The following is a 14,291-nucleotide window of genomic DNA, read 5'->3' on the forward strand; positions in this document are numbered from 1 at the left end:
GGGAGAATCAGTGGTCGGGAGGACGGGATGAGCAAGGCCAGCCGGCTGGCGGTGCGGTACTTCGACGACCGCGTGCTGCTCACCGACAACGCCGCCTGGGCCTACTTCCGGCTGCCCACGGTGTCGTATGAGTTCACCACCGGTGAGGAGCGCGAGGCGCTCGCCACCAACATCACGATCGCGCTCGCGGGCATCCGCATGCAGGACGCCGAGATCCACCTGCGGATCGCGCACCGGACGTATCCGGCGGCGGAGTGGGCGCTCGCGCTGGACCGGACGTCCGACGCCGGGTCCGGATGGCGGGAGTACCTGGAGGAGACCTACGCCCACGTGTGGGCCAAGGACTTCTGGACCAAGGAGGTCTACCTCGGCGTGCGGCTCGGGCCGCGGGGGATGGGCGCGCACCTGTCCGGCGGCGTCCTGTCGCAGCTCCTCGGGTTCTACAAGCGCAGCGAGAGCGTCCTCGGCGTGCACGACGACGCGGTCGACAAGCGGGAGATCGCGCGCTGGACGGAGCAGGCCGAGCGGATCGGGCGCGCGCTCGGCGGGTCGGCGCTGTACGCGCGGCACGCCACGGCCACCGAGGTCGCGTGGCTGTTCCAGCACGCGGTGACCGGGTCGCTGGCCGACCCGCCGCCCTCGGCGGTGCCGCGCCGGACGTGGGGCAAGGGCGAGATCGAGTCGCTGGTCGAGGGCGCCATCCACAACGGGCGCTCCTACCTGCGGGTCGAGCAGCCGAACTTCACGGGCGCGGGCGGCGGCGCGACCGCCGCGTCCTACGTGGCCTACCTGTCGTTCGCGCGGTTCCCCGACGCGATGCCGTTCCCGGACGGCGAGCCCTGGTTCCACTACGCCGACGCGCTGCCGTTCCCCGTCGAGGTCAGCGCGCGGATGAAGCTCGTCCCGCCGGCCAAGGCGTCCAAGGACGTGTCGCGCAAGCTCGCGCACGCCCGCGACATGGACCAGCACATCCGCGAGGCGGGCGCGGAGGCGCCGATCGCGCTGGCGGAGCAGATCGACGCGGCGCGGATGCTGGAGCACGGCATCACCAAGGAGCGGCTGCCGTTCGTGTACGGGTGGCACCGGCTGATCGTGTCCGCGCCGACCGAGGACCTGCTCGCCCAGCGGGTGGACGCGGTGGTGGAGCACTACCGCGACATCGGCATCGACGTGGTCAACTCGACCGGCGACCAGTTCTCGCTGTTCCTGGAGTCGCTGCCCGGCGACCGGATCCGGCTGAACGCCTACGCGCAGCGCCAGCCGCTGCGGACGATCGCGGGCGGGATGCCGGTCGCGACCGTCGACCTCGGCGACCGCCCGGACGAGAACGACGAGGGCTGGATCGGCCCCTACATCGGCGAGACGCTGGGGCGGGCCCGGTCGATCGTCCACTTCGACCCGCTGGTCGCCGCGGCGCGCAACCGTCCGACGGCGGTGGCGATCACCGGTGAGCCGGGCGGCGGCAAGACCACGCTCGCGCTGCTGCTGATCTACCAGATGGCGCTGCGCGGCGTCACGGTCGCGGCGATCGACCCGAAGGGCGACGCCGAGTCGCTGGTGGAGCTGCTGCGGGCGCGCGGGCGCAAGGCGCGCGTCCTGCCGCTCGGGTCGGCGGCGCCCGGCCTGCTCGACCCGTTCTCGTTCGGCGACGACCTCGCGGCGAAGAAGACGATGGCGACCGAGACGCTGCGGCTGCTGCTGCCGCGCATGTCGGAGGAGCGCGAGTCCGCGATGATCCAGGCGGTCGGCGCGGTCGCCAACGGCGAGCGCCCCTCGCTCGGCCGCGTCGTCGACCACCTGGAGGCCGCCGCCGACCCCGCGTCCAAGAACCTCGGCGCGGTGCTGCGCTCGATGTCGGAGATGCGGCTCGCGCGGCTGTGCTTCGACCCGTCCGGCGGCGAGCGCATCGACAGCGCCGGCTGGACGACCGTGTTCACGCTCGGCGGGCTCACGCTGCCCGACGTCTCCATCAACCGCGAGGACTACTCCTACGAGCAGCGGCTGTCGGTCGCGCTGATGTACCTGGTGTCGCAGTTCGCGCGGCGCCTCATGCACGGCCTCGACCGGCGGCTGCCGAAGGCCATCTTCCTGGACGAGGCGTGGGCCATCACCTCCACACCCGAGGGCGCGAAGCTCGTGCCCGAGGTGTCGCGGATGGGGCGGTCCCGCAACACCGCGTTGATCCTGGTCTCGCAGAACGCCGGCGACCTGCTGAACGAGCAGGTGACCAACTGCCTGTCGTCGGTGTTCTGCTTCCGCTCCACCGAACGGGTGGAGGTGGCCGACGTCATGTCGCTTCTCGGGGTGGAGGCGTCTGACGAGCACAAGGCCGTGCTGCGCAACCTCGGCAACGGCGAATGCATCTTCCGCGACCTCGACGGCCGTGCGGGACGCATCGGCGTCGACCTGATATCCGAGGAACTGCGGCGCTGGCTGGACACCAACCCGACCCGGTCGCATCCGGGCGCGTCCGAACTCACCACCGCGGGGGCGAAGGCCGAGGAGGTCCGTCGATGAGGAGTCCCCGCGACCGGATGGCGCGCCTACAGCGCTCCCCCGGCGAAGGGCTCGAACCCCCAGCCCCCCGATCCCGGCGGAACCGTACGCGCCGTCCGCGCCGTCCGCGCACCCGGCGCTCGGTGCTGCTGCTGATCATGATGGCGCTGTTCCTGGTCAGCCCCGTGTCGCCGGCGTCGGCGTCGATCCCGCTGCCGGGTCCGAGTGACGCGTGCCGTCCGGCCGACAACCCGTCGCCGGAGCAGTACGGTTCGGGCACGGACGGCCTCATCAAGCCGCCCGACTATCCCGACGAGCGCCTGCGCAAGACGCCCGTCGACCAGATGACCTACTACGACCGCTACGGGACGGCCGGGCAGACCTGGTACGCGGTCGACCTCGGCTGCTCGGACGCGATGGCGATGATGGGCAACGCCCTCGCCAACACCACGTTCACGCTCGTCCGGGCGATCGACCGGACGACGATCAGCGTCTACCAGGCCGCGGCGTCGGAGTCGCTGCTGAGCTGGCTGAAGGACACCGTCGACGGCGTCATCAGCGGCATGGGCAAGACGTTCAACGCGCGGTACTGGTCGTGGGTGGTCATCCTCGGCGCGATGTGGCTCGCCTGGTGGGGGCTCGTCCGGCGGCGGGCGAGCAAGGTCACCGAGGGCGTGATCTGGATGGTCGCGGCGATGGTGGCGCTGATCTGGCTGGTCGCGCGGCCCGCCGACTTCACCACGCTCGGGACGAAGGTGTCGGAGGCGACGAGCGCCGCGTTCAACGCGGCGCTGCCGCAGAGCGATACCAAGGGCGGCAGATGCGTGCCGCCGCCGCAGGGCAAGCAGGACCCGGCCGCGTCCCAGAACCTGGACGCGACGACCCGCAACGCGAACGGCCTGTGGGTGGCGCTGGTCTGCAAGCCCTGGTTGCAGGGCGAGTTCGGCACCACCGACCCCAACGCCAAGATCGTCAAGGACAACGCCGACCGGCTGCTGTGGTCGCAGGCCGTCGACATGCCGGAGACCTACGGCGGCCAGAAGGTCGATCTCGGGAAGAAGGCCGACGCCTACAAGGACGTCACCAAGGACATCAAGGAGAACCATCCCGGGAGCTACTCGCTCTTCCAGGGCCGGAACTGGCAGAACCGGCTGGCGGTCGCGTTCGGCGGGCTGTTCGCGGCGCTGGTCGCCGGTCTGCTGATCATGGTGATCGCGATCGCGCTGATCGTGGTGAAGATCGCCTTCCTGCTGCTGCTGGTCGCGGGGCCGATCTTCCTCGGCATCGGGATACATCCCGGCATCGGACGGGTGATCGCCGTCCGATGGCTGGAGCTGCTGCTGTCGATGCTGCTGAAACAGGCGGCGCTCATCGGGGTCCTGTCGCTGCTGTTGTGGGCCTACGGGCTGATCCTCGGCGAGACGCTGCCATGGGGCCTGCAGATCCTGCTGATCGCGCTGGTGACGTTCGCGGCGTTCATCTACCGCAAGCCGTTCCAGCACCTGTTCTCCGCCGTCGGGTACTCGGCGGTCGGGGCGCGGGAGAAGGGCGAGGCGCAGCTGGACAAGTCGATCACCGAGGCGCGGCGGAGCACGACGTCGGTCGCGGGAGCGGTGATGCCCGGCGCGGCCGGGTACCGGCTCGGCCGCTGGACCAAGCGCGAGGGAACCTCCGAGGCGGCTGCGGCCGCCGAGGGCCAGGGCGGCGGCGTGGTCGTCGGCGCGGACCGCAGGGCCGCCGCCGTCGGCGCCCCCGGGGCGGGCGAGGCGCCCTCGCCGGACGAGGCGCCGGTGCTCGCGGCCAGGCCCCGCACGTCCTCCGGTGCGGCGGCGGCGCAGGGTGGCCGGTCCCGCCGGGGCGCGCCCCCGCTGAACCTGCCGTCCCGCGCGGGCGGGCCTTCGAACGGCGGTGCCGACTCGGTCGGCGCCGCACCGCCGCGGACCGGCGGGCTGGCGGGTGCGCGTGCGGGCGGCGGAGCGGGCGCGGGCTCGGGCGCCGCGGCGACCGGGGGCGGCAGGCCGTCCTCCGGCACGGGCACGGGTGCCGGCTCTGGCGCGGGTGCCGGTTCCGGCTCCAGGGTGGGGGCCGGTGCGGGTACCGCCCGTCCCACATCTTGGACGGGACGCGGTGACACCTCCGGCGGAGGCGGCGCGTCCGGCGGCAACGGCTCGGGCGGCGGTTCGGGAGGCTCCGGCGGGTCCGGTGGCTCCGGCGGCGGGTCCGAGGGCAACGGCAACGGGAAGGGCGCCGGGGGCGGCGGCTGGTTCCCCGGCGGCGGTCGCGGACGCGGCCGGGCCGGGGGCGGCGCGGGCTCCGGCGGCGGTTCCAACGGCGGCGGAGGCTGGTTCTCCGGCGGCGGGGACGGCGGCGGCTGGTTCTCGGGCGGCGGTGAGGGCTCCAACGGTGGATCCGGCTCCAGCGGGTCGGGGTCCGGTGGAGCCTCCGGTTCGGGCGGTGGGTCCGGTTCGGGCGGCGGCGCGCCTAGGCTCGCCGATCCGGCGGCGGGCGTGCCGAGGCCGCGTCCGGGCGCGGGCGGCGGCGGGCAGACCGGCGGCTCCGGCGGTTCGGGCGGACCCCCGCCGCTGTGGGGACGCGGCGCCTCCAAGGAGGGCCCGCCGATCCCGTTCTGGCTGCGTCCGGTGGACGGCGACTCCGGTGATCGGGACGAGTGATGAACCTGAACGACCGACAGCGCAAGCTGCTGTTCGGGGGGCTGGTGGCGGTGCTCGCGGCGGTCGGCGTCTACCTGACGATCGCCGCGCCCGATGACGGCGACTCCGGCGGCGCGAGCGACCGGCCGAGCGCCGCCGCGTCCACCCCGAGCACGGGCCCGACCGGTCCGGCGTCGCCGCCGGCGGGCATCCAGACCTCCGTCAACCCGAACGACTTCGACGTGTACCGGCTGCTGCCGTTCTCCCGGCAGGAGTTCGCCACGGCGGCCGACCTGGCGCAGCGCTTCGTCGCCGCGTACGGGACCTACCGCTTCGACGAGGACCCCCAGGTCTACGTCGGACGGCTGGCCGGGCTCGTCACCGAGGCGCTGCGCGGCGAGCTCGCGCGCGGCGCCGCGGCCCCCGGCATCCAGGACGAACGGCGCCGCGAGCAGGTCGTCGCGCAGGGCACGGCGACGCTCGACCGGGTCCGCGACATCGAGGACAACTCGATCATCTTCCTCGTGACCGGCAGGCAGCAGGTCACCCGGGCGGGCAAGAACGGCGGCGACAGCAAGCAGTGGGCCGTGACCGTCGCCCGCGACGGCGGCTCGCTGAAGGTGTACGCGTTCCAGCCCGCCGACACCGGTCAGGCGGGTGACACCGGATGACGCCCAAGCGGCTGCTGGCGGCCGGGGGTATCGGCGCCGCCGCGACGCTGTTCATCGCCATGCTGTTCGTGCCCGTCCTGTTCGGCGGCGGCCAGCTCGTGTTCGGCGGCGGCGCGGGAGGATGCGTGGACGTGGCGCAGGCGGGCGCGCAACCGGCCGCCGCGACCGACGCCAGGGCGATCCCCGCGAACTACCTGGACCTCTACAAGAAGGCCGGGTCCCAGTACGGCATCCCGTGGAACGTCCTCGCGGGCATCGGCAAGGTCGAGACCGGGCACGGCACGTCCAACCTCCCGGGCGTCAGGAGCGGCGAGAACTACGCGGGCGCGGGCGGGCCGATGCAGTTCCTCGACCCCACGTTCAAGTCGTTCGCGGTGGACGGGAACAAGGACGGGCGCAAGAACCGCTACGACCCGGCCGACGCCATCCCTACGGCCGCTGCCTACCTCAAGCACAACGGCGCCCCGCAGCGGATGCGCACCGCGATCTTCATGTACAACCACTCGTGGGACTACGTGAACCTCGTCCTGGACTGGTCGAAGAAGTACGTCGGCGGGGACTTCGACATCGTCCAGTCCAACGGCGTCGAGTGCCAGGACAACCAGCTGCCCGCCAACGCCGGCGAGCTGGTCAAGCGGATCATCTCGTTCGCGCTGGCGCAGCGCGGCAAGCCGTACGTGTTCGGCGCGAACGGCCCGGACGCGTGGGACTGCTCCAGCCTGCTCCAGGCCGCCTACCGGTCCGTCGGGCTGGCGATCCCGCGCACGACGTTCGAGCAGTGGCCGTTCGGCGTGAAGATCGACAAGGGCAAGGAGCAGCCCGGCGACCTGGTGTTCTTCAACTCCGGGCCCGGGACGTCGGCGAACAACCCCGGCCATGTCGGGATGGTGATCGGCGGTGGCAAGATGATCGTGGCGAGCTGCTCGGCGTGCGTCCCGGCCATCGGCGTGAAGCCCTACAAGCGCGCCAACTGGGTCGGGACGACCCGTCCGCTCGCGCGCAAGGACCTCGGCCAGAAGGTCTCCCAGCTGGCGGCCCAGTAGGCCCCTGGGCCCCGAGGCCGGCTGGCGACGCCCCGTTCCGCGACGGGCCAGGGCCTCCGGGGAGGTCAGCAGCCGAAGTCGATGTCGTAGAACGTGCGGTAGTGGTCGGCGGTCCAGTACATGCCGTCGTGGCCCTCGTCGCCCGAGGTGATGATGCGGCGGGCGCCGCGGTCCGGGCTGCCCGGGGTCTTGACCGTGTACTCGTGGTAGAAGCCCTTGGGCTCCTTGGGCAGCAGGCCCTCGCGGTTCTGGAAGACCGTGCCGTCCTGCGGATAGGGGTAGGGGCCGCCCTTGTCGATGAGGGCGATGGTGTCGTCGGCCTGGTCGGGGAGCCGCGTCTCGCAGATCGGCGCGATCGCCTCGACGCGGACGGTCGTGACGGCGGCGGGAGCCGGGACGGTGGTCGTGGCGGCGGCCTGCGCGGCCGGCCCGGCGAGCCCAGCGACGAGCAGGGGGACGAGGAGCAGCGCGCGGCGGAACCGTGTAGGACGGAACGTGGAGTAGCGGGGGGAGCTCATACGGTGAGTGTCACCCGGGAGGGGCCCGCCCGTCACGACGGGACGGGGCAATTCAGGGGAAGTTGCCGATGGCGTCACCGCGAGTTCGGCACCGCTCCGAGGACCGGCGCCGTCCAAGACGGGACGTGACGGGGACAGTCAGCGGAAGCGGCGCCGGCCGATCACCACGTGGACGTCGCGGAGCGCGTCGGCCGCCGCCCGCACGGTCTCCGGCGGCAGGCCCGCCATGACCTCCTCGTGCACGCGGGCGGACATCTCCATCGCCTGCTCGGTGACGCGCAGGCCGTCCTCGGTGAGGTGGACGAACCGGCTCCGCGCGTCCGCGCTGTCGGCCTCGCGCTCGACGAGGCCGGCCTTCTGGAGCCGTTGCAGGACGTTGCTGGTCCCGCCGGAGGTGAGCAGCGCCGGGCCGGTGAGGTCGCTCGGGCGGAGCCGGTGGGGCGGGCCCGCCCGGTGCAGGACGGTCAGCACCTCGAACTCGGCGTAGGTCAGACCGTACTCGGCGAGGCCGGGGCGCAGCGCCTGCTGGACGATCAGCCCGATCCGCGCGGCGCGCTTGCCGACCTCCAGCATCGCGACGAGCGGCTCGGAGATCCCGTTCCGGCGCCACTCCCGCGCGAGCGCGTCGACCTCGTCCTGGGGGCCATCAGGGGAAACCTCGCCGTCGTGCACACGCCCGAGGATACTCGTCCACCAGATTGCTTTCTAAAAAGCTTTTCTTTAAGCTTTCGGCCATGGCATCGACATACCTGCTGCGCGACGGCCTGGTCATCGACACCGAGCCCGCGCCCACCGTGCTCGGCCGCGCCGACGTCCTCGTCCAGGACGGGCGGATCGCCGCCGTCGGCCCCGACCTGGCCTCCTCCGCCGCCGCGCCCCTCCCGCCGGACGCCGAGGTGATCGACGCGTCCGGACGGATCGTGCTGCCCGGCTTCGTCGACACGCACCGGCACGTCTGGCAGGCGGGAATCCGCGCCGCCCTGCCCGACGGGACGCTGCCCGCCTATCTGGAGCGCGTCCTCGGCGCGATGGCCCCGCGCCACACCGCGGACGACGTCTACGCCGGGACGCTCGCGGGCACCCTGGAATGCCTCGACTCGGGGATCACGACCGTGGTCGACTGGTCGCACATCCAGCACCGTCCGGAGCACGCCGAGGCGAGCGTGTCGGCGCTGCGCGCGTCCGGCGCGCGCGCCGTGTTCGGCTACTGCTACTTCGGCGACGGCGACCTCGACGCCCTCACCGCCGAGACGACCCGCGTGCGCCGCGCGTACTTCGACACCTCCGGCGGCCTCCTCACGATGGCGATGGCCGCGCTCGGCCCCGAGCTCACGACCCCGGAGCGCGCGCTGCGCGAGTGGCGGGTGGCCCGCGACCTCGGCCTGCCGGTCACCGTCCACATGGGCGGCCACGGCGCCGACAGCGCCGCGCGCGGGATGGCGTTCCTGGACGCCAACGGCCTGCTGGACCACCCAGCCATGTACGTCCACGCGAACTACTTCGCCGGCGACGACCTCGGGCGGATCGCCGCCTCCGGTGGGACGGTGTCGGTCACGCCCGGCGTCGAGGCGGCCCTCGGCATCGGCCCCGCCGCCACCGGGCGGTCGCTCGCGGCGGGCGTCCCGACCGGGCTCGGCGCCGACACCGTCGTCAGCGGCCCCGGCGACATGTTCGGCGTCATGACCGCCGCCCACGTCCTGGAGCGCGGACGCCCGGACGGCGCGGGAATGGGGTTCACCACGTCCGACGTGCTCCGGATGGCGACGATCGGCGGCGCGGAGACCGCCGGGCTCGGCGCCGTGACCGGGTCGCTCGCCCCCGGCAAGCAGGCGGACCTGCTCGTCCTGCGCACCGACACGCTGGGCATGGCGGCGGCCCACGACCCGATCGCGGCCGTGGTCCAGTACGCGGGGACCCGCGAGGTCGACACCGTCCTCGTCGGCGGGCGGATCGTCAAGCGCGGCGGCGTGCTGCTGGGGCAGGACGTCCCGGCGCTGCTGGCCACCCTGGAGTCGTCGGCCGGTCGCCTCACGGCCGCCTGACGATAATCCGGAGGGAATCGTCGGGATCGCGTGGCATGCTGACGGCGTGGAGCCCGAAATACGCATTCGGATCGCCGACGAACTGCTGATGTTCCTGCCCGCGACGCGGCGCCGGGCCGCGTGCCGGGTGGCCTACGACGGGACCTCGACGCTGGGGCACCTCGTGGAGTCGCTCGGCGTGCCGCTGCCCGAGGTCGGGCCGATGACGGTCGGCGGGGAGCGGGTGGCGCCGTCCGCCCGTCCGGACGTGGGCGCCGAGGTGCTGGTGGAGGCCGTCCCGCGCCCGCAGCCCGTCCCGCTGGAGCCGGGGCAGGCCGCGCCCCCCTTCCTGCTGGACGTGCACCTCGGCACGCTCGCGCGGCGGATGCGGCTGCTCGGCCTCGACACCGCCTACCACAACGACATGGACGACCCGGCGCTCGTCGTCCAGGCCAACGAGGAGCGGCGCGTCCTGCTCACCCAGGACCGCGGCCTCCTGCGGCGCCGCGCGCTGTGGTTCGGCGCGTACGTGCGCGGCTCGCGGCCCGACGACCAGCTCCGCGACCTGCTGGAGCGGTTCGCGCCCGTCCTCGCGCCGTGGACGCGCTGCACCGCCTGCAACGGCCCGCTCGCCGAGGTCGACAAGCGCGACGTCGAGCGCGACCTGGAGGCGGGCACCCGCCGCAGCTACGACGTTTACGGGCGCTGCGTCGACTGCGGGCAGGTGTACTGGCGCGGCGCGCACGGCGGGCACCTGGAGGAGATCGTCCGGGAAGCGCTGCGCGTCGTCGCGGATGTCCGTCCAACCGATAACGGTACGACCGGAACCGGAGCGGCCCCCGCGAACGTCTCAGAATGAAGTGAACGGAGAGCCGGAGGGGGCTGGTGGCGATCGACCTCGTCGTGGTGGGTGCCGCGATCATCTCGGACGGACGGCTGCTGACCGCCCAGCGCGCCGAGCCGCCGCACATGGCGGGCGGCTGGGAGCTGCCGGGCGGCAAGGTCGACCCGGGGGAGTCCGACGAGGACGCCCTCGTCCGCGAGTGCAAGGAGGAACTCGACATCGGGATCCGCCTGGACCGCCGGGTCGGCGGCGACTGGCGGCTCAGCGAGCGCAGCCTCCTGCGGGTGTGGACGGCCGAGATCGTCGAGGGTGAGCCCCGCGCGCTGGAGCACCTGGCGCTGCGCTGGCTCACCCCGGACGAGCTCTACGACGTCGACTGGCTGCCCGGCGACCGTCCCGTCATCGACGAGCTCGACCGCTGGCTGAAGCAGGCCCCCTGACCCGGCCGAGCACACCCGCGACGCGGGTCACGTGATGCGGTTCGCTCCGGCGAAGTCGGAGCGGTCGGACAGGTTCGAGATCTTGACGACGTCGCCGGTCTGCGGGGCGTGCAGGAACTTGCCGCCGCCGAGGTAGATCCCCATGTGGTGGACGCTGGCGCCGAAGTACACCAGGTCGCCCGAGCGCAGCGAGCCGCGCGACACGCGCTGCCCCATCGCGAGCAGGTCGCCGGTGTAGTGCGGCAGGCCCGACTTGCCGACCTGGGCGTAGGCCCAGACGACGAGCCCGGAGCAGTCGAACGAGGAGGGCCCCGCCGCGGCCCACACGTAGGGGGAGCCGAGCTTGGTGAGGGCCTTGCGCGTCATCTTGGCGGGCAGGTCCGACCCCTTGACGGTGGCCGAGAGCCCGGTGCGCGGGTCCTTGACGTGGGTCGTGGTCAGCTTGTCGAGTCGCCTGGTGACCTCCGCCACCTTCTGCCGGGCGGCCTCGCGGGCGGCCTTGGCCCGCTCCGTCGCCTGCCGGACCTGCGCGGTCTTCGCCTCGGCGGTGCGCCTGGCCTGGTTCGCCTGGTCGATCTGCTTCTGCAACGAGGCCACGGCGGTGGCCTGGCTCTGCGTGAGGTACGCGCCGTCGGACAGGCCGTCGGTCGAGCCGCTCACGCCGAACATCGCGCTCGGGCCGCCGTTCATGTAGTTCGCGGCGGCCATCTGGCCGAGCCGCTCGCGCGCGGGCGCGGTCTGCGCCTCCAGCGTCGCGGCGGCGCGGGCGGCGGCCTGCTCGGACTTCCTCGCCCGGTCCAGGTCGACGCGCGCCTTGTTGTACTGCTCGGTGAGCTTCTCCGCCTCGGTGTTCAGCGCGTCGAGGCTCTGCCGCAGCCCCTTCTCCGAGGTCGGCAGCGGCGTCGGGACCGGCGCGGCGACCGGTGCCGCGTTCGGCGCGCCGAACGGCTGCGCGGCGTGCGCGGCGAGCGGCGCGGTGGCGCCGAGGCCGATCAGGAGGGTGGTGGCCGCGACGGCGACGGGCGCGCGGCGGCGCCGGTGGTGGGAATCGGCTGTCAAGCCGGGGTTCTCCTCTCCCTGCGCGCCTACCGGGTTAGCTGACGGGTTCGGGCCAGGAGGCGCCCTACGACCCACGGGTCGATTCACCCCGGGAACTCCTGGGTCCCCGGCTCCGCGCCGCGCGGCCCGCGCTCGCAGGCCCCGCCGCGACGAACTCGGCGCTCCGGCCGCAGGCCCCGGGGGGTGGGGCGCTCCGGACGGCCGGATCTCAGGGAGATTACAAAGGATCGGCAAAGTTGGCCAATTCGCGCCGATCTTCTGCGGGGGGACGACCCCGCCACGTCCCCGGAACGGCCCGGTGTGACGGGCGGAACCCCTTGCGGGGGTGGGGCCGCGCGCGGGGCCAAGTAGACTAGGGGGTGCCGCGCGTCTGCGGCGACTCCCGAACTCTCACGCAAGGCGAGCCCGCATGCCCATCTCCACGCGCGATGACCTCCGCAACGTCGCGATCGTCGCCCATGTCGACCACGGCAAGACGACGCTGGTCGACGCCATGCTCTGGCAGTCCGGTGCCTTCCGCGAGAACCAGGACGTCGACGACCGCGTCATGGACTCCGGCGACCTGGAACGTGAGAAGGGCATCACGATCCTCGCGAAGAACACCGCCGTCCGGCACAACGGCCTCACGATCAACATCATCGACACCCCGGGCCACGCCGACTTCGGCGGCGAGGTCGAGCGCGGGCTGTCCATGGTCGACGGCGTCGTGCTGCTCGTGGACGCCAGCGAGGGCCCCCTCCCGCAGACCCGGTTCGTGCTGCGCAAGGCGCTGGCCGCGCGGCTGCCGGTGATCCTCGTCGTGAACAAGACCGACCGTCCCGACGCCCGCATCGACGAGGTCGTGGACGACACCTACGAGCTGTTCATGGACCTCGACGCCGACGAGGACCAGATCGACTTCCCGATCGTCTACGCGTCCGGACGCGCCGGGCGGGCCTCGATGAACAAGCCCGCCGACGGCGCCATGCCCGACAGCGAGGACCTGGAGCCCCTGTTCAAGGTCATCACCGAGACGATCCCGGTGCCCTCCTACGACCCGGACGCGCCGCTCCAGGCGCACGTCACCAACCTGGACGCCTCCAGCTACCTCGGCCGGATCGCGCTGTGCCGGGTGCACGCCGGGACGATCAAGAAGGGCCAGTCCGTCGCCTGGTGCCGCCACGACGGCAGCGTCGAGAAGGTGCGGATCACCGAGCTCCTGATGACCGAGGCGCTCACCCGCAAGCCCGCCGACGAGGCCGGGCCCGGCGACATCATCGCGATCGCCGGCATCCCCGACATCATGATCGGCGACACCATCGCCGACCCCGACGACCCGCGCCCGCTGCCGCTGATCACCGTGGACGAGCCCGCGATCTCGATGACGATCGGCACCAACACCGGGCCGATGGCGGGCCGCGAGAAGGGCACCAAGGTCACCGCCCGGATGGTCAAGGACCGGCTCGACCGGGAGCTGGTCGGCAACGTCTCGATCAAGGTGCTGCCGACCGAGCGGCCGGACGCCTGGGAGGTGCAGGGCCGCGGCGAGCTGGCGCTCGCGATCCTCGTCGAGAACATGCGCCGCGAGGGCTACGAGCTGACCGTCGGCAAGCCGCAGGTCGTCACCCGGATCGTCGACGGCAAGAAGCACGAGCCGGTCGAGCGGCTCACCGTCGACATCCCCGAGGAGCACCTGGGCGCGGTCACGCAGCTCATGGCCGTCCGCAAGGGCCGCATGGAGCACATGACCAACCACGGCACCGGCTGGATCCGGATGGAGTTCCTCGTCCCGGCGCGGGGCCTGATCGGGTTCCGCACCGAGTTCATGACCGAGACGCGCGGCACCGGCATGGCCCACCACGTGTTCGAGGACTACGAGCCGTGGTTCGGGGAGCTGCGCACCCGTCCCTCCGGGTCGCTGGTGGCCGACCGCGCCGGCGCCGCGACCGCGTACGCGATCACGAACCTCCAGGAGCGCGGGACGTTCTTCGTCGGCCCCACCACCGAGGTCTACGAGGGCATGATCGTCGGGGAGAACTCCCGCTCGGACGACATGGACGTCAACATCACCAAGGAGAAGAAGCTCACGAACATGCGCTCCTCGACCGGCGACGAGCTGGAGCGGCTGACCCCGCCCCGGCTGCTGTCGCTGGAGGAGGCCCTGGAGTTCTGCCGGGAGGACGAGTGCGTCGAGGTCACCCCGAGAGCCGTCCGCATCCGCAAGGTCGTCCTGGACGCGAAGGAGCGCGAGCGCACCCGCGCCCGCACCAAGCGCGCAGGCTGACCCGGCGACCGGCCGGCTCCGACCACCGGCCTACCCTGACAACAACTGGCTGACCTCGCGGACCGGCCGCCGAATGGCCGACCGCGGGGCGACCCGAAGACCAAGCGTTCCGGCGGGCCAAGCTTCACGGCCGACCGCGGCGGACCGAGCTTTCACGGCCGACCGAGCGCTATCGGGGAGCGGGGGCCGTCCGACACGGGCGGCCCCCGTTTCCGTCCCCGCCCGAGAAGCGATAACGGCGGCGGCCCCGGGGATCTCCCCCCCCGGGGTCGCCGCCGTCGTGGT

Annotated in this window: 11 protein-coding genes and 1 riboswitch; of the genes, 8 read left to right on the forward strand and 3 right to left on the reverse strand. The window is 72.9% G+C overall.

Annotated elements, in window-relative coordinates; genetic code table 11:
- The first annotated feature begins 27 nt into the window (after nucleotides 1-27).
- Genes K2F47_RS02300 through K2F47_RS02315 form a run of 4 tightly spaced genes read left to right on the forward strand, consistent with a single transcriptional unit; the run spans nucleotide 28 to nucleotide 6,861 of the window.
- Nucleotides 28-2,517, forward strand: coding sequence for an ATP-binding protein (locus K2F47_RS02300; protein WP_242900977.1), 2,490 nt, complete (start codon nucleotides 28-30; stop codon nucleotides 2,515-2,517).
- Nucleotides 2,514-5,168 carry a type IV secretion system protein gene (locus K2F47_RS40390; RefSeq protein ID WP_272496411.1) on the forward strand — a complete coding sequence of 885 codons (2,655 nt, stop codon included), beginning with the start codon at nucleotides 2,514-2,516 and terminating at the stop codon, nucleotides 5,166-5,168. The genes K2F47_RS02300 and K2F47_RS40390 overlap by 4 nt, the downstream gene beginning before the upstream one ends.
- Entirely contained in the window at nucleotides 5,168-5,818 is a 651-nt protein-coding gene (locus tag K2F47_RS02310; RefSeq protein ID WP_242900978.1) for a hypothetical protein, read from the forward strand. The genes K2F47_RS40390 and K2F47_RS02310 overlap by 1 nt, the downstream gene beginning before the upstream one ends.
- On the forward strand, nucleotides 5,815-6,861 hold the full coding sequence (locus tag K2F47_RS02315) for a C40 family peptidase (RefSeq protein ID WP_242900979.1): 1,047 nt from the start codon (nucleotides 5,815-5,817) through the stop codon (nucleotides 6,859-6,861). The genes K2F47_RS02310 and K2F47_RS02315 overlap by 4 nt, the downstream gene beginning before the upstream one ends.
- 65 nt (nucleotides 6,862-6,926) lie before the next feature.
- On the opposite strand, the gene K2F47_RS02320 is transcribed toward K2F47_RS02315, so the two are convergent.
- Both K2F47_RS02320 and K2F47_RS02325 read right to left on the reverse strand, forming a co-directional pair.
- A complete protein-coding gene (locus K2F47_RS02320; RefSeq protein ID WP_242900980.1) occupies nucleotides 6,927-7,379 on the reverse strand; it encodes a guanyl-specific ribonuclease in 453 nt (150 codons plus the stop codon).
- 138 nt (nucleotides 7,380-7,517) lie between these two features.
- Nucleotides 7,518-8,051: a MarR family winged helix-turn-helix transcriptional regulator gene (locus K2F47_RS02325; RefSeq protein ID WP_242900981.1), complete on the reverse strand. Its 534-nt coding sequence runs from the start codon at nucleotides 8,049-8,051 to the stop codon at nucleotides 7,518-7,520.
- Between the two features lie 62 nt (nucleotides 8,052-8,113).
- On the opposite strand from K2F47_RS02325, the gene K2F47_RS02330 reads away from it, so the two are divergent.
- From K2F47_RS02330 to K2F47_RS02340, 3 genes are read left to right on the forward strand one after another with little or no spacing between them, the layout of a single operon-like run.
- On the forward strand, nucleotides 8,114-9,421 hold the full coding sequence (locus K2F47_RS02330; protein ID WP_242900982.1) for an amidohydrolase family protein: 1,308 nt from the start codon (nucleotides 8,114-8,116) through the stop codon (nucleotides 9,419-9,421).
- Between the two features lie 46 nt (nucleotides 9,422-9,467).
- Nucleotides 9,468-10,259 carry a Mut7-C RNAse domain-containing protein gene (locus K2F47_RS02335; protein WP_308198353.1) on the forward strand — a complete coding sequence of 264 codons (792 nt, stop codon included), beginning with the start codon at nucleotides 9,468-9,470 and terminating at the stop codon, nucleotides 10,257-10,259.
- Nucleotides 10,260-10,291: 32 nt separating this feature from the next.
- Nucleotides 10,292-10,684 (forward strand): (deoxy)nucleoside triphosphate pyrophosphohydrolase, encoded by a 393-nt coding sequence (locus tag K2F47_RS02340; protein ID WP_242902536.1) that lies wholly within the window; start codon nucleotides 10,292-10,294, stop codon nucleotides 10,682-10,684.
- 27 nt (nucleotides 10,685-10,711) lie between these two features.
- Here the strand turns inward: K2F47_RS02340 and K2F47_RS02345 are convergent, their stop codons facing one another.
- A complete protein-coding gene (locus K2F47_RS02345) occupies nucleotides 10,712-11,743 on the reverse strand; it encodes a C40 family peptidase (protein ID WP_242900983.1) in 1,032 nt (343 codons plus the stop codon).
- Nucleotides 11,744-11,750: 7 nt separating this feature from the next.
- Nucleotides 11,751-11,880: riboswitch (cyclic di-AMP (ydaO/yuaA leader) on the reverse strand.
- 272 nt (nucleotides 11,881-12,152) lie between these two features.
- On the opposite strand from K2F47_RS02345, the gene typA reads away from it, so the two are divergent.
- Nucleotides 12,153-14,006 carry a translational GTPase TypA gene (typA, locus tag K2F47_RS02350; RefSeq protein WP_242900984.1) on the forward strand — a complete coding sequence of 618 codons (1,854 nt, stop codon included), beginning with the start codon at nucleotides 12,153-12,155 and terminating at the stop codon, nucleotides 14,004-14,006.
- Nucleotides 14,007-14,291: the final 285 nt, after the last annotated feature.

Source organism: Actinomadura terrae (assembly GCF_022751215.1).
In the GTDB taxonomy this organism is placed as follows: domain Bacteria; phylum Actinomycetota; class Actinomycetes; order Streptosporangiales; family Streptosporangiaceae; genus Spirillospora; species Spirillospora terrae.

Excerpts from the sequence above, each read along its gene's own strand:
- K2F47_RS02300 (WP_242900977.1), top strand. The coding sequence starts at position 28 with ATGAGCAAGGCCAGCCGGCTGGCGGTGCGGTACTTCGACGACCGCGTG.
- K2F47_RS40390 (WP_272496411.1), top strand. The coding sequence starts at position 2,514 with ATGAGGAGTCCCCGCGACCGGATGGCGCGCCTACAGCGCTCCCCCGGC.
- K2F47_RS02310 (WP_242900978.1), top strand. The coding sequence starts at position 5,168 with ATGAACCTGAACGACCGACAGCGCAAGCTGCTGTTCGGGGGGCTGGTG.
- K2F47_RS02315 (WP_242900979.1), top strand. The coding sequence starts at position 5,815 with ATGACGCCCAAGCGGCTGCTGGCGGCCGGGGGTATCGGCGCCGCCGCG.
- K2F47_RS02320 (WP_242900980.1), bottom strand. The coding sequence starts at position 7,379 with ATGAGCTCCCCCCGCTACTCCACGTTCCGTCCTACACGGTTCCGCCGC.
- K2F47_RS02330 (WP_242900982.1), top strand. The coding sequence starts at position 8,114 with ATGGCATCGACATACCTGCTGCGCGACGGCCTGGTCATCGACACCGAG.
- typA (WP_242900984.1), top strand. The coding sequence starts at position 12,153 with ATGCCCATCTCCACGCGCGATGACCTCCGCAACGTCGCGATCGTCGCC.